19 protein-coding genes are annotated in these 20163 nt (G+C 69.4%); 10 read left to right on the top strand and 9 right to left on the bottom strand.

Going from position 1 to position 20163, the window contains the following annotated elements; genetic code table 11:
• Positions 1-187: 187 nt before the first annotated feature.
• Positions 188-1057, top strand: a complete 870-nt coding sequence (locus tag EOV43_RS06310; RefSeq protein ID WP_128220257.1) for a LysR family transcriptional regulator — start codon at positions 188-190, stop codon at positions 1055-1057.
• Here the strand turns inward: EOV43_RS06310 and EOV43_RS06315 are convergent.
• Positions 1039-1944, bottom strand: coding sequence for a LysR family transcriptional regulator (locus tag EOV43_RS06315; protein ID WP_128220259.1), 906 nt, complete (start codon positions 1942-1944; stop codon positions 1039-1041). The genes EOV43_RS06310 and EOV43_RS06315 overlap by 19 nt on opposite strands.
• A gap of 162 nt (positions 1945-2106) precedes the next feature.
• Here EOV43_RS06315 and EOV43_RS06320 point away from each other — a divergent pair, with 162 nt between their 5' ends.
• The 4 genes from EOV43_RS06320 (at position 2107) to EOV43_RS06335 (ending at position 5918) form a co-directional block, all read left to right on the top strand.
• Positions 2107-2886 (top strand): SDR family NAD(P)-dependent oxidoreductase, encoded by a 780-nt coding sequence (locus tag EOV43_RS06320; RefSeq protein ID WP_128220261.1) that lies wholly within the window; start codon positions 2107-2109, stop codon positions 2884-2886.
• Positions 2887-2931: 45 nt separating this feature from the next.
• Positions 2932-4086 (top strand): acyl-CoA dehydrogenase family protein, encoded by a 1155-nt coding sequence (locus EOV43_RS06325; RefSeq protein ID WP_128220263.1) that lies wholly within the window; start codon positions 2932-2934, stop codon positions 4084-4086.
• Positions 4087-4196: 110 nt separating this feature from the next.
• Entirely contained in the window at positions 4197-5222 is a 1026-nt protein-coding gene (locus tag EOV43_RS06330) for an ABC transporter permease (protein WP_128220265.1), read from the top strand.
• Positions 5223-5303: 81 nt separating this feature from the next.
• Entirely contained in the window at positions 5304-5918 is a 615-nt protein-coding gene (locus EOV43_RS06335; protein WP_128220267.1) for a hypothetical protein, read from the top strand.
• A gap of 78 nt (positions 5919-5996) precedes the next feature.
• Here the strand turns inward: EOV43_RS06335 and EOV43_RS06340 are convergent, their stop codons facing one another.
• The 3 genes from EOV43_RS06340 to EOV43_RS06350 all read right to left on the bottom strand — a co-directional run bounded on the left by EOV43_RS06340 (position 5997) and on the right by EOV43_RS06350 (position 9700).
• On the bottom strand, positions 5997-6776 hold the full coding sequence (locus EOV43_RS06340; RefSeq protein ID WP_239022251.1) for an IclR family transcriptional regulator domain-containing protein: 780 nt from the start codon (positions 6774-6776) through the stop codon (positions 5997-5999).
• Positions 6777-7004: 228 nt separating this feature from the next.
• On the bottom strand, positions 7005-8936 hold the full coding sequence (locus EOV43_RS06345) for an FtsX-like permease family protein (protein WP_128220269.1): 1932 nt from the start codon (positions 8934-8936) through the stop codon (positions 7005-7007).
• On the bottom strand, positions 8933-9700 hold the full coding sequence (locus tag EOV43_RS06350; protein WP_128220271.1) for an ABC transporter ATP-binding protein: 768 nt from the start codon (positions 9698-9700) through the stop codon (positions 8933-8935). Before EOV43_RS06350 ends, EOV43_RS06345 begins: the two co-directional genes overlap by 4 nt.
• Before the next feature lie 110 nt (positions 9701-9810).
• On the opposite strand from EOV43_RS06350, the gene EOV43_RS06355 reads away from it, so the two are divergent.
• Together EOV43_RS06355 and EOV43_RS06360 are read left to right on the top strand one after the other, a co-directional pair.
• Positions 9811-11088 (top strand): sensor histidine kinase, encoded by a 1278-nt coding sequence (locus EOV43_RS06355; protein WP_128220273.1) that lies wholly within the window; start codon positions 9811-9813, stop codon positions 11086-11088.
• Complete coding sequence (locus EOV43_RS06360) at positions 11081-11779, top strand: response regulator (protein ID WP_128220275.1); 699 nt, start codon at positions 11081-11083, stop codon at positions 11777-11779. The genes EOV43_RS06355 and EOV43_RS06360 overlap by 8 nt, the downstream gene beginning before the upstream one ends.
• 99 nt (positions 11780-11878) lie before the next feature.
• Here the strand turns inward: EOV43_RS06360 and pcaDC are convergent, their stop codons facing one another.
• The 5 genes from pcaDC to EOV43_RS06385 all read right to left on the bottom strand — a co-directional run bounded on the left by pcaDC (position 11879) and on the right by EOV43_RS06385 (position 16946).
• Positions 11879-13063 carry a bifunctional 3-oxoadipate enol-lactonase/4-carboxymuconolactone decarboxylase PcaDC gene (pcaDC, locus tag EOV43_RS16010; protein WP_128220277.1) on the bottom strand — a complete coding sequence of 395 codons (1185 nt, stop codon included), beginning with the start codon at positions 13061-13063 and terminating at the stop codon, positions 11879-11881.
• Between the two features lie 89 nt (positions 13064-13152).
• Positions 13153-14313 carry a lyase family protein gene (locus tag EOV43_RS06370; protein ID WP_128220279.1) on the bottom strand — a complete coding sequence of 387 codons (1161 nt, stop codon included), beginning with the start codon at positions 14311-14313 and terminating at the stop codon, positions 13153-13155.
• Between the two features lie 94 nt (positions 14314-14407).
• Positions 14408-14950: a protocatechuate 3,4-dioxygenase subunit alpha gene (gene pcaG, locus EOV43_RS06375; RefSeq protein ID WP_128220281.1), complete on the bottom strand. Its 543-nt coding sequence runs from the start codon at positions 14948-14950 to the stop codon at positions 14408-14410.
• Positions 14947-15747 carry a protocatechuate 3,4-dioxygenase subunit beta gene (gene pcaH / locus EOV43_RS06380; RefSeq protein ID WP_128220283.1) on the bottom strand — a complete coding sequence of 267 codons (801 nt, stop codon included), beginning with the start codon at positions 15745-15747 and terminating at the stop codon, positions 14947-14949. The genes pcaG and pcaH overlap by 4 nt, the downstream gene beginning before the upstream one ends.
• Positions 15747-16946: a 4-hydroxybenzoate 3-monooxygenase gene (locus tag EOV43_RS06385; protein ID WP_128220285.1), complete on the bottom strand. Its 1200-nt coding sequence runs from the start codon at positions 16944-16946 to the stop codon at positions 15747-15749. Before EOV43_RS06385 ends, pcaH begins: the two co-directional genes overlap by 1 nt.
• 89 nt (positions 16947-17035) lie before the next feature.
• Here EOV43_RS06385 and EOV43_RS06390 point away from each other — a divergent pair, with 89 nt between their 5' ends.
• From EOV43_RS06390 to EOV43_RS06400, 3 genes are all read left to right on the top strand, one after another.
• On the top strand, positions 17036-17791 hold the full coding sequence (locus EOV43_RS06390; protein WP_128220287.1) for an IclR family transcriptional regulator: 756 nt from the start codon (positions 17036-17038) through the stop codon (positions 17789-17791).
• Positions 17792-18012: 221 nt separating this feature from the next.
• Positions 18013-18963, top strand: a complete 951-nt coding sequence (locus EOV43_RS06395) for a MetQ/NlpA family ABC transporter substrate-binding protein (RefSeq protein ID WP_128220289.1) — start codon at positions 18013-18015, stop codon at positions 18961-18963.
• A gap of 100 nt (positions 18964-19063) precedes the next feature.
• A complete protein-coding gene (locus tag EOV43_RS06400; protein WP_128220291.1) occupies positions 19064-20083 on the top strand; it encodes a methionine ABC transporter ATP-binding protein in 1020 nt (339 codons plus the stop codon).
• The last annotated feature ends 80 nt before the right edge of the window (positions 20084-20163 follow it).

Genomic DNA, 20163 nt, shown 5'->3' on the forward strand with positions numbered 1-20163 from the left:
GTTCAAGAGTCGTCCGTGTCACACGTTCCTGAGGTGGGAACGCGGATGTACTGGACTGGACCCGTATCCCGGTTGGACAGGCAGTTCGAACGGTTGGCCGGTGCGCGCAGCGTCTCGCGGGACCGCTGGCTGCGAACTGCCTGCTGAATGGGGGTCAAGTGTCCGGGGCGCTGCCTATGCTCTCCGGATGGAGCCACGGCTGATGGAGTACTTCGTCGCCGTCGTCGAGCACGGAAGCGTGACCAGGGCGGCGGAGTCGCTGTTCATCGCCCAACCGTCCTTGTCCCAAGCCATCCGGTCGCTGGAGACCCAGCTCGGAGCGGATCTGTTCGAACGCCGCGGTCGCGGGCTGCACCTCACCGACGCCGGGCGTCGGTTCGAGGGGCACGCCCGACGGGTGCTCGCCGACGTCGCTGAAGCGCGACGCCGGGTCGAGGCAGTCCGTGCGGTGGAAGGGGGACGCCTCCGCCTCGCAGCCACCCACGACCTCCACCTCAGCCCACTGCCACGGCTTGCCGCCGAGTTCCGGGCCCTGCACCCCGGCGTCGAGCTGCACGTGGACGACTTCGGTGGCCCGGGTGGCGTCGTCGGGGCTGTGCGCGGCGGGTCCGTCGACCTCGGATTCACCACCCTGCCTGCACGCACCGACGGGCTCGCGGTCGTGAATCTGAGGCGGCAGAACCTGGTGCTCGTCCTCGACGAGGCCACGGCCTCGGGGCTGCCGGATCCTGTCCCGCAGGCGCTGCTCAGCGAGATCGCGCTGCTGCGCGAACAGGACGACCACCTCGCGGACCTCGTCGACGACCCCGCAGTTCTCGCGCCACGCCCCGGCAGCCTCGTCACCGCTCACCGGCGGATGCTGTGGGAACTCGTCATGGCCGGGGCCGGCGCCGCGTTCATGCCCGAAGGGTTCGCGGCGCGGCACCTGCGCGGCATCGTCGAACGGCACACCACACCACCGATCAGCAGAGAGGTGGCTGTCGTGCACCGGCCGGGCCCCCTCGGTCCTGCCGCCGCGGTCTTCATCGACCTCGCGACTCAGGCCACGTCGGCCTGAGCGACCTCGGTCGCGACCTGCACGAACGCAGCTGCCGCAGGCGACTGGGTGGCGGGGGAGTGCGCCACCCCGAACGTTGCACCCAGTGGCGGGCGAAGTTCGCGCACCACCAGCCCCGAGCGCCGTGCTGCCTCTGCCTGCGCGCGTTCCAACCACGTCGCGCCCACACCGGCAGCAGTGAACGCCAGACGTGACTCCCTGTTGGTCAGGACCATCGCCGGTGGTCGAGCCTGCTGCCGCACCGAGAGCGCCGCCAACATCTCAGAGGTCTGGCGTCCGCCCGGGGGCACCGCGATCACGTCCGTGTCGATCTCGTCCCATCGCAACCACTCCCGTCCGGCCGACGGCCCGGACAACTCCGTGCCGGGTGGGAACGCGATCCAGTACTCCTGCCGACCCAACTCCAGCACCGACAGGTCACCGCCGGCCACAGCCAGCGGGAGTTGCGTGATCACCAGGTCGCAGACCGCGCGCCCCAGAAGGTCAGCGGCGTCCGCGGCGTCGTCCAACCCTGAGACCGTCAGGCTCACCCGCGGGTGACGCCAGCGGAACGCGGCCACGATCTGCGTCACCACGCCCGTCGCCAACGCCGCCTGGCAGGCCACCTGTACCTGGCCGCGCAGACACCCCTCGCCGTCGCGAACGGTCCCGCTCGCACTGGCCAGCCCGTGCAGCACCCGACGGGCCGGCGTGACCAGTGCCTGCCCGGCCGAGGTGAGCACCATGCCACGCCCCACCCGCCGGAACAGCGGCGTCCGCACGTCGCGCTCCAAGGCCCTCAGGCCCTGCGACACCGACGGTGGTGTCACCCCGAGCGTCCCCGCGGCACCATGCACGCTGCCGGAGTCGACGACCGCCAAGAAGTAGCGCAGCTGCTGCGGATCCATGCGCCGGACGCTAGGGGAATGCGCCCCCACAATCCATAGGCAGCGCCTTACGGCTAGATCACCTGCAGGTCTTGGTGCTCGTCGCACGTCAGGTGGTTCGCTGCCCACGCCGGGCAGAACGATCACGGGCTGCCCGGCCACCACTCAACGCTGGAGGCACCGATGGATCTCGCCCGCATCACCACCGCCGTCACCGGAGGAGCCTCCGGGCTCGGACTCGCCACCGCCCGGCGACTGGTCGGGGCCGGGGGACACGTCACGATCATCGATCTGCCCGGCAGCGACGGGAAGGCCGTCGCCGAAGAGCTCGGGGACCGCGTCCTCTTCGCCCCTGCCGACATCACCGACGCAGGCGCATTCGGCGAGGCTCTCGACGAGGCCGACGCCCAGGCCGACGGGCTCCGCGGCGTCGTCCACTGCGCGGGGTCGGGGCGCAAGATGCGGGTCCTGGAGAAGGACGGCTCGCCGGGGTCACTGGAGGACTTCGAGTTCGTGATCCGCCTCAACCTCGTCGGCACCTTCAACGCCCTTCGGCTCGGGGCCGAACGCATCGCCCGCCACGACCGCATCGACGACGCGGAGAACGGCGAACGGGGAGCCGTCGTCCTGACCGCCTCGGTCGCAGCGTTCGAGGGCCAGATCGGCCAGATCAACTACTCCGCCTCCAAGGCCGGGATCGTCGGCATGACCATTGTCGCCGCCCGCGACCTCGCCTCCCGCGGTATTCGGGTCAACACCATCGCCCCCGGAATCATGGACACCCCGCTCCTGGGACGACTCCGCGACGACGTCCGCACCTCCCTCGCAGCCACTGTTCCTCACCCTCACCGTCTGGGCCACGTCGACGAGTTCGCGTCCCTGGCCAGTCACATGCTCGAGAACGGCTACCTCAACGGGGAGACCGTCCGCCTCGACGGCGCCATCCGCATGGCTCCCCGCTGACCCTGACCCGCACTGACCTGCACCGAATCGACCTGAGGAGCGCCGATGCGCCGCACGATCTTCGACGAGACCCACGAGTCCTACCGCCAGATGCTGCGTGACTTCATCGCCAAGGAAGTCGTCCCCGTCTACCCCGAGTGGGAAGAGGTCGGGCACCCGCCGCGCGATTTCTACCGCCGCCTCGGTGAGATCGGCGTCCTCGGCGTCCAGGTCCCCGAGGAGTACGGCGGCGGTGGCTCGGACTCGTTCAAGTGGGCGGCCGTCACCATGGAGGAGACGAACCGGGCCGGGGTCACCTTCGGCAACTACTCCGCCCACACCAACCTGATCCTGCCCTACCTGATGCGCGGCAACGACGTGCAGAAGAAGCGCTGGCTGCCCGGGTTCGCGTCCGGCGAGATCATGACCGCCATCGCCATGACCGAACCCGGCACCGGTTCCGACCTCGCCAACATCTCCACCCGCGCGGTGCTGTCGGGGGACGGCAGCCACTACGTCCTCAACGGTGCCAAGACGTTCATCACCGGAGGTGTCCTGGCTGACCTCGTGCTCGTCGTCGCGCGGACCTCGCCCTACGACCCCGCCGACCGTCGCGGTGGTCTGTCGATCCTGGCCGTGGAGAGCAACTCCGACGGCTTCAGTGTCGGGAAGATGCTCAAGAAGGTCGGCCTCAAGACCTCCGACACCGCCGAACTCTCCTTCCAAGACGTGAAGGTGCCGGTCGAGAACCTGCTCGGCAATGAGGGCGACGGGTTCAGCATGCTCATGCAGAACCTCGCCCAAGAACGCCTCACGATCGCGCTCGGCACCATCTCCACCGCGGAGGCGGCGATCCGGTTCACCCAGCAGTACGTCGAGGAACGTCAGGTCTTCGGCAAGCCCGTCGCCGCGTTCCAGAACACCAAGTTCGTGCTCGCGGAGTGCTCGACCGAGGTGGTCGCCGCCCGGGTCTTCGCCGACCGTTGTCTCCAGGCTCACGACGACGGCGAGCTCTCCGTCGCCGACGCAGCCCGCGCGAAGCTGCTCTGCACCGAGGTCGCCGGACGCGTCATCGACAAGTGCGTCCAACTCCACGGCGGCTACGGCTACGTGTGGGAGTACCCGATCGCCCGGCAGTACGCCGACATCCGCGTCTCCAGGATCTACGGCGGCACGTCCGAGGTGATGAAGTCGATCATCGCCAAGGACATGGGTCTCTGACTCGCCCGGCCTCTCGTCCTGCCGCCTGCCGTGACCCGGTGACGGGTCATCGCCCAGAAACTCGTGCGTGTCAGGTGTCGGACCGCCTGCCCCGCACGTAGATTCCTTCCATGTCGAACAACGACCCTGGGTTCATCGACGAGATCAAGGACGCCATCTCGTTGCGGACGGTTGCGCTCATCGCAGGCGTGCTGCTCGTGCAGGTCGCCTTCATCGCGTCCTACGTCGGCGCGTTCCACCATCAGGAACCACGCGGGATCGAGATCGGGGTGGTGGCCCCCGGCGGCCAGGCCGAGGCGCTCGCACAGCGCCTCAACGGCCTCGACGGGGAACCGCTGGACGCCACGGCCATGGCGTCGGACGTCGAGGCGCGAGACCAGATCGAGCGGGGCGAGCTCGTGGCCGCGCTCGTCGTCGACCCCGCCGGTACCCAGGACACCCTGCTGGTGGCCAGTGCTCGTGGCGAGTCGCTCAAGGGCGCGGTGCAGCAGGTGCTGACGGCCGTGGAGACCGAGCAGCAACGCACCCTGGCGAGCGAGGACGTCGTGCCACTGCAGGACGGCGACGCTCGTGGGATGAGCGGCTTCTACCTCGTCATCGGCTGGCTGGTGGGCGGGTACCTGGTCGCTGCGCTGCTGGGCGTCGCCAAGGGAGCACGCCCTGCGAACAGGCACCGAGCGGTGATCCGGCTGGGAGCGATGGTCCCGTACGCGGTGGCGTCCGGCCTGTTGGGTGCGGTCGTCGTGGGCCCGCTCATCGGGGCGCTCGAAGGTCACTTCTGGGCCGTCGCCGGGGTCGGCATGCTGCTCGTGCTCTCCTCGGCCACGGTGACGATGGCGCTGGAGGTCCTGGCCGGAACCATCGGCATCGGCATCACTGTCCTGCTCTTCGTGGTGCTGGGCAATCCGAGTGCCGGTGGCGCCTACCAGACCGAGCTCCTGCCGGGTCTGTGGCGCGGTGTGGGGCAGTGGTTGCCCAACGGTGCAGGCACCACCGCGCTGCGCGACATCGTCTACTTCGACGGGAACGGGGCGTCCGGCCCGATCCTCGTCATCGTCGTGTGGGCGCTCGTCGGCGCAGTGGTGACCCTTGCTGTCACGGGTCTGCGTGACCGTCAGGCGGCGCGAAGCACCTGACGCCGAATTCTGGGCCCACGGGGGTGCTGTTCGGTGCTCACCGTTCATGGAGTGACGGGCTCGTCCCGTGTGGAGGTGGAGATGGTCCGCAGTCAGTTCCGTGGCGCGATCGTGGGCGTCGGCACGTCGCGTGGGGTGCGAATCGTCGTAGGGCGATGGCACTCGTCACCGCTGGGCAGTTTCGCCGACGTCATGGTGGAGACCGCCGACGGTCACCGCATCCTTCTGGCGCCGAACGACGAGGTCGCCGAGTTCGTCTCGGCCACGTACTCCTTCGACTCGATCCGCACCGAGGACGTGCACGTGGACGAGTACGCCGTGGGGCAGGGCGCGGAGCGGTGGTCGGTGTGGTCCGACTCCCTCGACCTCCACCTGACGTTCGGCGGTCGCACCGCGCTCGGCAAGGTCCTGCGACTCGTCCCGGCACGCATCGCCGAGAGCCCGGCCTGGTGCACGGTCACCGACCCCGTGGCCCGCGTCGTCATGCGGGGTGTACGCACTCGCGGCAGCGCGAACGAGGGACGGCGGGAGTGGTACGGAGCCACCGACCACCACGCCGTCACCGCCGTGTCGGGCACCTTCGACGGGGCGGCACTCGGGACGCTGCGCCCCGTCCTGCCGTCACCACAGTTCGGGTTCTCCTCCACGCCGACCACACCCTCGATCACCCGGGTCGTCACCACCGTCGAGTGGTGACGGGCCGAGGCGCACGCCGAGCCGCGCCGGGGGCGCACGCCGAGCCGCGCCGGGGGCGCACGCCGAGCCGCGCCGGGGTCAGTGCAGGTGGTCGAGATCCTCGGCGATCGCCCGCGCGGTGGCCTGCACCTGGTCGAGACGGTCGAGCGGGTCGAGGGGCGAATTCATCGGCAGGGACACGTTGATCGCGGCCGGGATCTTCCCGTCGCTGGTCCGCACCGGCACGGCGATCGAGCGCAGGCCGAGTTCCAGTTCCTGGGTCACCACTGCGTAGCCCTGCTCGCGCACCTGCACCAGTTCGGCCCGCAGCACGTCAGGGTCGGTGACGGTGTGGGCGGTGAGTGCAGGCAACGTCTCCGGGAGCGCGAGGTCGCGTTCGGCAGCCAGCAGCACGCGGCCCATCGACGTCGCGTGGGCCGGGAATCGAGTCCCGACGGTGATGCCCACCGTCATCAGCCGGCGCGTCGAGCAGCGGGCGACGTAGACGATGTCGGTGCCGTCCAGCACCGCGCAGGAGGTCGATTCGCCCAGCGCGGCCGACAGCTTCTCCAGGTGCGGGTGCGCCACCTGCGGCAGACCCAGACCGGCCAGGTAGGCGGTGCCGAGCTTGAGCACCTGCGGAGTCAGCGTGAACGCCTTGCCGTCGGTGCGGACGTAGCCGAGCTCGACCAGGGTGAGCAGCAGCCGCCGACAGGTCGCCCGGGACAGGCCGGTTCGCTTCGAGACGTCGCTGAGCGTCATCGTGGCGTGCTCGGCGTCGAAGCTGGTGATCACCTCGAGCCCGCGGGCAAGCGCCTGGACGAACTCGTCCCCGGGCGTGCGCCGCTGCGGTGCGTCGGGGATGGGGTGCTCACTCACGGGGCAGACCCTATCGGCGGTCCCCGCCGGGCGGACGTCAGGGATGACGGGGCGACCGCCCAAGGGCTCCCGGGCGTCAGGTCACCGTCGCAGCCCCTGGACTCCACGGCTGCTGGACTCAACGGCTGCGCTGCACGGCCCGGCGGCAGATGCCACCTCCGTCGTGCAGCAGTTGCCTCCGCCGGGTGCATCAGCGGCTGCGCATCACTCCAGTGCCCACTCCAGTGCTCAGTCCAGCGCTCCCAGCGCCCGGATCGCGGGGAGTCTCAGGGCCGACCGGGTGGCGAGGAGGGCGGTCACGGTCGTCAACGCCGCCGTCAGCACCGTCATGGCGGCCAGCAGCCCCCAGGGAATCGCGACCACGGCGGTTCCGTAGACACGCTCGGTCGCTGCCCAGATCCCGACGAGGGCGAGCACCGCCGTGATCGCGCCGAGAACCAGACCGATGGTGGTGGCCGCCAGGGCTTCGAGGACGGTCGCCCCGTGGATCTGCTGCCGGGTCAGGCCGCTCAGCCTGAGCGTGGCGAGCTCGCTGCGGCGCTGACCGATGGAGATGGCCACGGTGCTCAGCACGCTGATCAGGGCGTACAGACTGCCCAGACCCACGATGGCCGCCATCACCGCCCTGTTCTCCGCCTCGCTCGCGCTGGTCTGCTCCACCGCGGACTCCGACGGCGTCAGCACGCTGGTGGCGCCCGCAGCCGCCAGCGACTGCTCCACCACGTCCCGGTCGGCGTCGCCGGCGAGCTGGATCAGGACCGACGTGGGGCCCTCGAGCATCTCTGCGGGCAGCACGGAACGGTCGACGTAGAAGCCGTCGACACCGGCGAGGGTCTCCGACATGCGGGCCGCCTCGTCCAGCCTGACGGTGTCGTTGCCGACGTCGAGCGTGATCTCGTCGTAGTGGCTGCTGACCGAGGTGGAGTCCAGGCCGGGGCCGAACACGACGGAGCGCTGCCCGAAGTCCGACAGGTCTCCGGTGTCGGGCCGCTGCAGGTGGGTGGCGCGGAAGGCATCGGGGTCGACGGCCACCACGGTGCCCAGCCCCGGGGTGGTGGTGCGTCCGGTGGTGAGCTGGATCTCCGGGGAAATGACTGTCTCGGGTGCAGCCAGCGCGACGCCCTCGATGGCGTTGACGGCGGCCAGGTCGATGCTGTCGCCGGTGGCGACCAGGTCAGCCGCCAGCAGCGTCTCGGCCTCGACGACAGTCGCCTTGCTCTGGGTGTCGAGGATGCCCTGCAGCCCCATGACCAGACCGACGAGCACGATCATCGGCGCGGCACACGAGGCAGTGCGGCGCACGGAGTCACGCAGGTTCGCCACCCCCACCTCGACGACCACCGAGCGTCGCGCCCACGCGGTGAGGACTCCTGCGGCGGCCGGCACGAGCAGCGGAGCGAGTCGGCTCGTCGCGACGGAACCGGTGATGATGATTCCCAGCCCCAGCAGGATCGTCAGGAGCAGGCCGCCCCCCGCGGCCGCGACATAGGTCTGCAGGGCGGTGAGCACCAGGGCAGTCACTGCGACGATCCACCGCCGCACCGTCATCACCCGCTGTTCGTCAGCGGTACGGCGGAGCGCATCCAGTGGCTTCAGCCGGGTGGCGCGCTTGGCCGTGCCCCGGGCTCCGAGGAAGCACACCGTGAAGGCAACCACCAGGTCGATGACCAGGACGGCTGTCCGGACGGGGGTGGCAGCTCCGTCGGGGAAGACACCGAGCCCGGACAGGAGTGCCCGTTGCACCGTCGTGAGGCCGGTGCCGAGCACGGCGCCCGCGAGCGTACCCAGCACGGCAGCCACACAGCCTTCGGCGAGGAGGAGCCCACGGATCTGCTTGGCGGTGACCCCGCCGAGCCTGAGCACGGCCAGGTCACGCCGGCGTTGGTCGACGGCGAATCCGAAGGTCGAACCGACGACGAAGATCGTCAGGAAGGCACCGAGCGTCACCGTCATCCCGGTCAGGGTGCCCGTCGCGCTGACCGCTTCCTGGCAGGCTTCAGCCTGCTCGACGCTCGCCCCAGCTGGCGCTTCGGAGTTCTCGACGCCGAGGATGATCGTCATCCCGGCGTGGACGATGGCGACGCCGGCGGTGACGGCCAGGACCGTTCCGACGAAGAGCTGCCAGCGGTCGACGAACGTGCGGAGGGCGAGGCGGATCATCCGTGCGCTCCCGACAGCGCCGGGGTCTCGAGATCGGCCAGGGTGGCCGCGATCTGAGTCGCGTCGGCGCCGCTCAGCGTCGTGACCAGACGGCCGTCACGGAGGAACACCACGTGGTCCGCTCGAGCGGCCGCCACCGGGTCGTGCGTGACCATCAGGATGGTCTGTGCCTGCTGGTCCACGAGCGTACGGAGCAGGTCGAGCACCGTTGCGGCGGATGCGCTGTCCAGCGCTCCGGTCGGTTCGTCAGCGAACAGGATGCTCGGCCGGGTGGCCAGAGCGCGCGCAATCGCCACCCGCTGCTGCTGGCCCCCGGAGAGTTCCCTCGGCTTGTGACGGGCGTGCTTGCCCAGACCGAGTGATCCCAGGGCATCGAGCGCGGCTCGGTCGGCTCCCTTGCGGCCCGCCAGCCGCAGGGGGAGGGAGACGTTCTGCACCGCGTTCAAGGCAGCGACGAGGTTGAACTGCTGGAACACGAACCCGATCTCGGTGCGCCGCATCCGGGTCAGCAGGTCGTCGCTCAGGCTCGCGATGTCACGGCCGTCGAGGAAGACCTGTCCGGAATCGGGAGTGTCCAGCCCGGCCGCGCAGTTCAGCAGCGTCGACTTGCCGGACCCGGAGGGACCCATGACGGCCGTCCACGAACCGCGTCGGCAGCCGAGCGTGATGCGGTCGAGGGCCGTGAGGGTCGAGCTTCCTGACTGGTAGGTGCGGGTCACGTCCTGGAGGTGCAACACCGTGGCGTGCGCAGCAGATTCGGTCATGGGGCCCAGTCCATCGCGGGAGGCACCCTCCGGGCAGTGGGGCCGGACGGTCAGTTCGAGGTAGGGGTAGCCCTACCTCTTTGGCGGATCTGGGTTCGTACAATGACGCGGTGAGTGGACGAGAACCCGCGCCCCGGGCAGTGCCGGAGATCGGACGATGGCGCGGCTCGGTCTACTGCGCAGCGGTGGGGACGCAGGCCCTGGTGGCCCTGGCCGTCGTGGTGGCGCTCGGCACCCCGGTGGGCCTCGGGCTGGCAGGTCCGGCACGGGGGAGCGCGGCGGCCGGAGCCTGGGTCGTCGCGGGCCTCGCGCTGCTCGGTCTGGGACTCCCGTGCGTGGCGATCGTCCTCGCGCGCCTCGGCTGGAACGGTGCGGCCGCTCTCCTCGAACGTTCCCCGGGCCAACCTTTCGAGGTGCGGTTGCGTGAGCTGCGGACCCTCACCCGACCGCTGGCCTACGCCGTCGTCATGGTCACGATCGGCGGCGTCGTCGCACTCGTCGTCCTCCTGCTGGTGATCGCGGCGGTGGTGGCACTGCTCAGCCCGTGGCTGACTGCCGGAGGCGACGAAGTGGTGATCGGGCCGGTCACCCTCAGCACGACGCCGCAGTCGGTCCTGGCCGCGGTGTGCGCGGTCGGGCTGCTGACCGGACTCGTCAGCGCCTCCTCGAGGTTGGCTCGGGTGCACTGCGCGGTGGTGCTCCAGCTGCTGACCAGCCCCGAGCAGCGGCTCCAGAGCGACCTGACTGCGACCGTGCGCTCGCGCGCCCGCTTGGTGCGAGCATTCGACGTCGAACGGCGAAGGATCGAGCGCGACCTGCACGACGGTGTGCAGCCCCAGCTGATGTCCATCAGCATGACGCTCGGGCTCGCCCTCGCGATGATGCCACCCGATGCTCCCGGGCGCTCGGACGTCATGCGTGCCCAGCACCAGGCGAAGGACACGTTGGAGGCACTGCGCCGCTTCGTGCGCAACATCCATCCCCAGGTGCTCATCGACCACGGTCTGGGCGCGGCAGTGGGGGAGCTCGCCGACACCCTCCCGATCTCGATCAGGATCGAGGACAGACTCGGCGACCGGCTGCCCGCAGAGGTCGAGACCAACCTGTACTTCTGCGTCGCGGAGCTCCTCACGAACGTGGTCAAGCACTCCGGGGCCACCCACGCCGTGGTCCGCCTGGGCCGGCCCGGGCCGCGAGCCGTCGAGGTCGTCGTCGAGGACGACGGGCACGGAGGAGCGGGCATCGGACGCAACGACAACAGCGGGCTCGACGGCATCGCGGACCGTGTCGCCGCACTCGACGGCACCCTGAGCATCGACTCACCCCTGGGCGGGCCGACGGTCGTCGCCATCACCGTCACCGCGCCGGAAGGGACCGTCCATGACTGAGGACGCATCGACGCCAACTCGGGCCGGAGCACCGCTGCGCGTGGTCCTGGCCGAGGACAACACGTTGCTGCGGGAAGGACTTCAGCTGCTGCTCGAGCGGAGCGGGTTCTCGGTCGTCGCGGCGGTCGACACCGCCGAGCGACTCCTCGAGGTCGGACGCGTGATGGAGCCGGACCTCGTCGTCACCGACGTGCGGATGCCACCGACGTTCCGCTCCGAAGGCCTCGCAGCCGCGGTCACGCTCCGGGAGGAGAACCCCGGGCTCCCCGTGGTCGTCCTGAGCCAGTACGTGGAGCAGAGCTACGTCGCGGAGCTGCTCGACAGCGCCGACGGGGCCGCCGTCGGCTACCTCCTCAAGGACCGGGTCAGCGACGTCGCCGACTTCGCCGACACCCTCCGCCGCGTCCACGCCGGGGGGACAGCGGTCGATCCGGCCGTCATCACCCAGATGATCAAGCGTCGCCGGGATCCGCTCGAGCGACTCACCCCGCGGGAACGAGAGGTCCTGGCCGTGATGGCCGAGGGGCACTCCAACGCCGCGATCGCCCGACGTCTGGTCATCTCCGAGGCGGCAGTGGTCAAGCACATCGGCAACGTGATGATGAAGCTCGACCTGCCGCCCAACGACGACCAGAACCGCCGGGTCGCTGCGGTGCTGACCTTCCTGCGCGGTCGCAGCCCTGAGCAGTAGCCCTGGGCAGTAGCCCCGAGCAGTAGCCCAGCGGCAGCGGCCCGGTGTCGTTGCAGGCCCCAGCGGTGACGGATCACCGCCGGGGCATGGAGGTGTGCGTCAGGGACGACGGACGTCGTTGATCTCCTCACCCAGGGTCTCCTGGGCGATCCGGAAGGCGGTGTTGGCGTCGGGCACGCCGCAGTAGATCGCGCTCTGCAGGATGACCTCCTTGATCTCCTCGACCGTCACCCCGTTGCGCAGCGCCGCCTTGAGGTGCATCGCGAACTCCTCGTGGTGCCCGCGCGCGATCATCGCCATCAGCGTGATCAGTGACCGCGAACGACGGTCCAGGCCCGGACGGGTCCAGATCGTGCCCCACGCGTACTCGGTGATCATCGACTGGAACTCACGCGTGAAGTCGGTGGTGCGCGCGATCGAACGGTCGACGTGCTCGTCGGAGAGCACCTCACGACGCACCACGAAACCGGCGTCGCGGACCTCGTCACGCGTCATCGCGTTGCGCACGCTCGTGAACGCCAGGTCGCGGATCGTGCGGACCACCAGCGCGGTCTCCTCGACCGGAGCCAGGTGACCCATGTCGGTGACCGTGGTCAGGCGGCCCTTCTGGACGCCCTCGGCGATCACCTGCAGGTCGGCCGGGGGAGTGGCGACGTCGAACGTGCCCGCGACAGCGACCACGGGAGCGGTGATCTCCCCCAGACGCTCACGGACGTCGAACGTCGCGAGGGCGTCGGTGACGGCGGCGTAGCCAGCGGCGTCGGTGTGGGAGAGGTCGTGCAGGATCTGGCCGCCGGTCTCACCGTCACGCTCCAGGTAGCCCGGACCGAACCAGCGCTGGGCCGAACCAGCCACCAACGACGCGGTGCCCTGCTGGATCACCTGACGACGGCGCTCGGCCCAGCCCTCGGCCGAGCCGATCTTCGCGCCGGTGCACAGCAGCGCGGCGGAACGGACGCGGTCGGGGGCGTCGAGCAGCAGCTGCAGACCGATCGCACCACCGACGGAGTCACCCGAGTAGTGGAACGTGGCACCCGGGGCGACGTGCGCGTCGACGGCCTCGATCACAGCGGCGGCCAGGTCGGCCATCGTCAGGGTCTCCGGGGCGGGCGCACGGTTGGTGCCGTGACCGGGCAGGTCGATGCCGACCACGTGGAACTCGTTGCCCAGCGCCTGCGCCGCACGCGACCACAGGGTCGTGACGGAGGTGCCGAGCGAAGGGACGACCACCAGCAGCGGGAGGTCAGGGGTTCCGGCGAGTTGGACGGCGGTGACGATGCTCATGGTTCCTCGAAGAGTCCGTGTGAGTGGGAGTAGCGGGGGAGAGGCGGCCAAGCCCTCCTGCGAAGCACATCGCAGGAGGGCCTGATCCGTCAGTCGAGCCTGGGGAGGAGGGCTTCGGCCCGAGCCACGACGTCGTCGCAGATCGAGCGGGCGGCACCCAGATAGTCACCGGTCGGCTCGTGCCCGGCGATCGTGGCCATGGTGCGCTGCTCGGCCAGCAGGTCCTCACGCGACGCGGCGGCGGTCTCCGCCATCCGCTCGGTGTGGACCTTGAGTCCGGTCAGCAGGTCGACGGCCTGGGAGGTCGCGACCAAGGTGCGCCGGACCAGCTCCGACAGCGTCGACCACTCGACGTGCCAGCCGCCCACCGAACGCTCGTCGACCTGGTCGGCCGACGCGGCGTGCAGGGCAGCAGCGAGCTGGGGCGTGGTGAGCGCGGCGCGACGGATCAGCGTCGACAGCACCGGGTTCTGCTTGTGCGGCATCGTCGAGGAGCCACCACCGGTGCCCTCGGAGAGCTCACGGACCTCCGGGCGACCCAGCGCCAGGACGTCGTTGGAGATGCGGGCCAGGGCGTCGGTGGTCGCGGTGTACGCGTCACCGATGCGGGTGATCGAACGACGCGTCGTGTGCCACGGCAGCGCCGGCTCGAGTCCGAGCAGGCCGGCGAACTTGCTGCGCGACAGCGTCGGGTCCAGACCCAGCTCGACCGCTGCGGCCAGGGTGCCCGCGGCACCACCGAACTGCACCGGGAACGTGAGGGCGAGGACGTCGTCGGTGGCGTCGAGCAGACCCGTCAGCCAGGTCGCTGCACGCAGACCGAACGTGGTGGGGACGGCGTGCTGCGTGAGGGTGCGCGCAGCCATCGGGGTGTCGGCGTGGGTGACCACGAGAGAGATCAGAGCCTCGATCGCGGCGGCCAGGTCCTGACGCAGCGTCTCGGTGGACTCCTTGGCCAGCAGCATCAACGCGGAGTCGACGACGTCCTGGCTGGTGAGGCCACGGTGCGCGATCGACTCGCCGCTGCGCTCACGCACCAGCTTGGCGATGTCGAGCACCGGGTTGCCGCCGGCCTCCGCGCCGAGAGCGAGGTCGCGCAGGTCCTCGGTGGTGAGGGTGCCCGTCAGGTCGGCCTGACGGCCCAGGACACGCAGCCATGCCTCCTCGGTACGCACCATGGCGTTGAGGAACGAAGGAGCGTCGAAGTGGGTGCCGGCGCGCTCAGCGCCGGGCCAGAACAGATCTGCCATGAGGTGAGTCTGTCTTCTCTCTGTGCGAGGTGCGAAGGCCTGGGCGTGCCGAAGCCCCCGCGCGACGCCCGAGAGGCCGCGCGGGGGCAAGCGATCACTGACCGAAGAAGACGGTCTCGTCCTCGCCCTGGAGGCGGATGTCGAAGACGATGCGGTTGCCCTCTTCGGTCGCCATCAGGGTGTGACGGCGCTCAGCCGGCACGGAGGTGAGGAACGCGTCGTTCTCGGCCAGCTCGCCGGGAAGGTACGCGCGGGTCAGGCAGCGGTTGAGCAGACCGCGGGCGAAGACGGCCACCGCGAAGTACGGGGCACGACCCTCGGCCATCGAACCGGGACGCAGCGTCGAGAAGACGAACTTGCCGGTGCGGTCGGTCGAGGCGCGGCCGAAGCCGGTGAACGTGTAGCCGTCACGACGCAGCGAGCCGTGCTCCTGCACGACGTTGCCCTCGGTGTCGGGCTGCCAGATCTCCACCAGGGCGTCCGGGACCGGAGCACCCGTGCCGTCGTAGACGACGCCGGAGAACTGCACCGCACCCGGAGTGCCCGGGGCGATCAGGTCGCGGTCACCGTCGTAGGGCAGCGCGTAGTGGAAGAACGGACCGACGGTCTGGGCGGGGGTGGGGGCGAGCTTGCTCATGCGTGCTCCTCGTCCTTCTCGATGTCGGCCTCGAGCGGCGTGCTGCGGTCACCGGTCAGGACGATGTCCCAGCGGTAACCGGTCGAGACCTCGGGGATGGTGACGTCGTGGTCGTAGGTGGCCACGAGACGCTCGCGGGCAGCCGGGTCCACGATCGACTGGAAGATCGGGTCCAGCGCGAACAGCGGGTCACCGGGGAAGTACATCTGGGTGACCAGACGCTGGGTGAAGTCGGTGCCGAAGAGCGAGAAGTGGATGTGGGCCGGACGCCACGCGTTGGCGTGGTTGCGCCACGGGTACGGACCCGGCTTGATCGTGGTGAAGCGGTAGTTGCCCTCGTCGTCGGTGATGCAGCGACCCACACCGGTGAAGTTGGGGTCGAGCGGCGCGGGGTGCTGGTCGCGCTTGTGGACGTAACGACCGGCCGAGTTGGCCTGCCAGATCTCCACGAGCTGGTTGCGGACCGGGCGGCCTTCGCCGTCGGTGACGCGGCCGGTGACGACCATCTTCTCGCCCAACGGGTCGCCGTTGCCGACGATCGTCAGGTTCGACTCCAGCGGGTCGACGTCACGGTGACCGAAGACGGGCGAGTAGACCTCGATGCCCTCCGGGTCGGGGTGCAGCATCGACTTCGTGGGGGAGCGCAGGATCGAGGAGCGGTACGGCGGGTAGTTGAGACGGGTCTGCGTCTCGACCACGCCGGCTGCCTCGTAGGCGCGGGAGACCTCGGCCATCTCGGCGTTGATCTCGGCCTGGGTGTTGGCCGCGGCGTCGGGGTTGGTGTTGATCTTGCTCATCAGGCGTCCTTACGTGCGATCGGCCAACCGGTGTAGGCCTCGGCCAGGTAGCGGCGTCCGTGCTCGGAACCGGTCACCATGGCGAGCTCGCCGAGCTGGCGACGGTTGTCGAAGACGGTGGCGTTCTCGTGCGTGTGCAGCATCGAGGTCATCCAGTAGGAGAAGTGCTGGGCCTTCCAGACGCGGTCGAGAGCGCGCTCGGTGTAGCGGTCGAGGGCGGAGAGGTCCTTGCCCTTGATCGCGATCTCGAGCTCCTCGGCCAGCACCTTGACGTCGGCGAGAGCCAGGTTGAGGCCCTTGGCGCCGGTCGGCGGGACGGTGTGCGCGGCGTCGCCGGCGAGCAGCATGTTGCCGTAGCGCATCGGGGTCTGGACGAAGGAACGGAACGGCAGGACGGTCTTCTGGACCACCGGGCCGGTCTTCAGCGTGAAGCCGTTGGGCTCGACGCGCTTGGACAGCTCGTCCCAGATGCGGTCGTCGGAGTAGTCGTCGACGTTCGCCTTCGGGTCGCACTGGAAGTACATGCGCTGGATGGTCTCGGTGCGCTGGGAGATCAGGGCGAAGCCGTCGTCGGAACGGGAGTAGATCAGCTCGGGCGACGACGGCGGGGCCTCGGCCAGGATGCCGAACCAGGCGAAGGGGTACTCGTGGAAGTACTGGGTGCGCTCGGCCTCGGGGACGGCCTGGCGGCAGATGGAGCGGGAGCCGTCGGCACCGACGAGGTAGTCGGCGCGGACCTCGTGGGCGACACCGTCGGCGTCGGTGAATCGCATGACGGGGGAGCCGAGGAGGTCGTCGACCGAGACGTCGGTGACGGAGAAGCGGACGTCGCCGCCGTCGCGCTCGCGTGCGTCGGCGAGGTCGATGAAGACGTCGGTCTGCGGGTACAGGTACGCCGAGGCGCCGACCAGTTCGCGGAAGTTGATGCGGTGGCCCTCGCCACCGAAGCCCAGCTCGATGCCGTCGTGGCGGTGACCGTCACGCAGCACGCGGTCCGAGACGCCGTCGAGCAGCATGTCGACCGAACCCTGCTCGAGGATGCCCGCGCGATGGGTCTCCTCGATCTCCTTGCGGGATCGGATGTCGATGTTGATCGACTCGATGCCCACACGGGCGAGCAGGTGGGACAGCATGAGTCCGGCGGGGCCGGCGCCGACGATTGCGACGGGGACTCGCGAAGTCTGGAGGGGGGTCGTCATGGGACGAGTGTGGGCCGGGACACCCCGGTCACGAAAGGGTGTACTTTCATTGAGTGAAAGTTACTCGCGAGAAAGGTGGCGACGAGCACATGACCAGCGTCACTCCTGACGGATCCGCCAAGCGCCCCAGTGTCACCTCGCGTGCCCTCTCGCTGCTGGGAGCCTTCTCGGAGGCTCGCCGCACGCTGACATTGACCGAGATGTGCGAGATCACCGAGCTCCCCATGCCGACGGCGCTGCGTCTCGCGCGCGAACTGGTCGAGTGGGGCGCGTTGGCGCGCACTCCCAGCGGCTCGTACGTGATCGGGCGCCGCCTCTGGGACATCGGACTTTTGGCGCCGGTGCAACGCAACCTCGTCGACGTCGCCTCTCCCTATCTGCACGACGTCTTCTCCGCCACGGGTGCCACGACCCAACTCGCAGTGCGTGACGGCGTGCGGACTCTCTACCTGGAACGACTGCGGGGCAGTGCGTCGGTTCCCGTGGTCTCCACCATCGGCTCTCGGCTGCCGCTGCATGCGACCGGCGTCGGGAAGGTGCTGCTCGCGTACGCGCCTGCCGACGTCCGCGAAGAGGTCATGAGGACGCTCTCGCGCATCACGCCCTACACGGTGGCGACGCCGGCCGCCTTGTCGCGGCAGCTGGCCAAGGTGCGCGAGGAGGGTGTCGCGACCACCGACGAGGAGATGACGCTGGGGGCGTGCTCGATGGCCGTGCCGGTGTGGCGTGGTGACGAGGTGGTGGCGGCCCTCGGAGTGGTGGTGCCGTCCCCCGGAAGGGACCGCGTTCGCTTGGTGGCGGGCCTCAAGGTGGCGTCGCGTGGCATTTCGCGTGCCCTCAGGTGAGGTCTTGCGCCGACAGGGGGTTGCGACAAAGAGTGATCCAAGCCACTTGGCGAGCGTGAAAAACGCGCGCGATCCCACAGGTTGAGATTGCCGTCCGAAGTGTGGACGCAAAGGTTGGCGAGCAATCTCCTGCGACTTACTCTTCTTTCATCGTGGCGCGCAGACGCCAGTGCTGCACACGGCGGTCATGCCGACGCCACACTCACCGAGAGGAAATACCCATGAGCGAGGCACAGCCCCCTCTGATCGAGGCCCCCAAGAAGAAGGGCCCGATCATCGCCGCTGTCGTCGTGGTCCTGGCGGTCATCGTCGGACTCGCCATCTTCTTCACCCAGAAGGATGACGACGAGACGACCAACTCCTCCGGTGAGAAGGTCAAGGTCGAGAAGGTCAAGCTCGGCATCGTTTCCGCCGGTGAGGACTACTGGGACACCCTCGCGGACGCCGCCAAGGCGGAGGGCATCGACCTCGAGATCGTCAACTTCGCCGACTACCCGCAGCCCAACCCGGCGCTGTCCGAGGGCGAGATCGACATCAACCAGTTCCAGCACATCGTCTACCTGGCTGACCACAACGTGAAGGCTGGCGACGACCTCACCGTCCTGGGATCCACCGCGATCTACCCGCTGGCCCTGTACTCCGACAAGTACGACGACGTCGCTGCCATCAAGGACGGCGAGACCGTCATCGTCCCCGACGACGAGTCCAACCAGGCCCGTGCCCTGCTCGTCCTGCAGTCGGCCGGTCTGATCAAGCTCAACGACGGCGGCTCGATCTACTCCACCCTCGCCGACATCGACAAGGGCGCCTCCAAGGTCGAGGTCAAGGCCCTCCAGGCCGACCTCATCCCCGCCTCTCTCGCCGACGTCGCCGCTGGCTTCGTCAACAACGACTGGGTCTCCAAGGCCGGCCTGAAGTTCGAGGACGCCATCCTCAAGGACGACCCGACCGACCCGTCCGCGCTGCCCTACGTCAACGTCTTCGCTGTTCGCGGCGAGGACAAGGACAACGCCACGCTGAAGAAGCTCGTCGAGATCTACCAGACCAACAAGGACGTCCAGGCCGGTGTCCTGAAGGCCTCGTCCGACACCGCCACCCTGGTGCAGACTCCCGTCGAGGACCTGCGCACGTCGCTGGCCACCGTCGAGGCCGACTCGAAGAAGCAGAACTGACCTCACGCTTGAACAGCGGGTGCGCCGGGTCCTCCCAGGGCCCGGCGCACCTTGCGTCTGTCGGCGTGTGTTCAGCAGCGTGTGTGGAGAGAAGGAATCAATGGCAGTCGTCGAGTTGAGCGACGTCCACAAGCAGTACCCCGCGCCCACCCGCAAAGGTGAGCCGGTCAGGGCTGTCAACGGTGTCGACCTGACGGTCGAGGCCGGGGAGATCCACGCCATCGTCGGCTACTCCGGTGCCGGCAAGTCGACCCTCGTCCGTCTCGTCAACGGCCTCGAGCCAGCGACGTCGGGATCGGTCAAGGTCAACGGCACCGAGATCACCGGGCTGGGGGAGAAGGGCCTGCGCGCCGTGCAGAGCGACATCGGCATGGTCTTCCAGCAGTTCAACCTCTTCAACTCCCGCACCGTGTGGGGCAACCTCGAGTTCCCGCTCAAGGTGGCCGGTGTCGCCCCCGAGGAGCGCCAGCGTCGGATCTCCGACCTGTTGCACTTCGTCGGCCTCGCCGACAAGGCGCACAGCTACCCCGACCAGCTCTCCGGTGGACAGAAGCAGCGCGTCGGCATCGCCCGCGCCCTCACCACCCAACCCTCACTGCTGCTCGCCGACGAGTGCACCAGTGCTCTCGACCCCGACACCACTCGCGAGGTCCTCGCGCTGCTGCGTCGGGTCAACGTGGAGATGGGTCTGACGGTCATCGTCATCACCCACGAGATGGACGTGGTCAAGGCGCTCGCGCACCGCATCTCCGTGATGGAGAAGGGCCGAGTCGTCGAGCAGGGCGACGTGGCCGAGGTGTTCGCACGCCCGCAGGCCGACGTCACCCGCCGCTTCGTCGCCACCCTCGTCGACGGTGTCCCTGCCGGCGACGAGATCGCAGAGCTGCAGGCCCGTGTCGGTGGTCGACTCATCAGCGTCGACCTCGCCGAGGGCGGTGCCCAGAGCAAGGTCTTCGCGCTCGTCGGAGCCCACGGCGTCGACGTCAAGGTCGTGCAGGGAGGCGTCAACCAGGTGGGCGCCTCGTCGTTCGGACACGTCGTGCTCAGCCTCGACGGAGAGCAGGCCGACGCGGCCGTGGCCGCCGTGGCCGCGCTCGCCGGTGTGGAGGTGCTGGCATGAACGCCCTGAACACGTTGCTCGTCCAGGCCTCCGTGGCCGGCGACCAGGTGCTGCGCGCCGAGGGCCGTCCCACGCGCCTT

The sequence above is a fragment of the Nocardioides yefusunii genome (assembly GCF_004014875.1).
Taxonomy (GTDB): domain Bacteria; phylum Actinomycetota; class Actinomycetes; order Propionibacteriales; family Nocardioidaceae; genus Nocardioides; species Nocardioides yefusunii.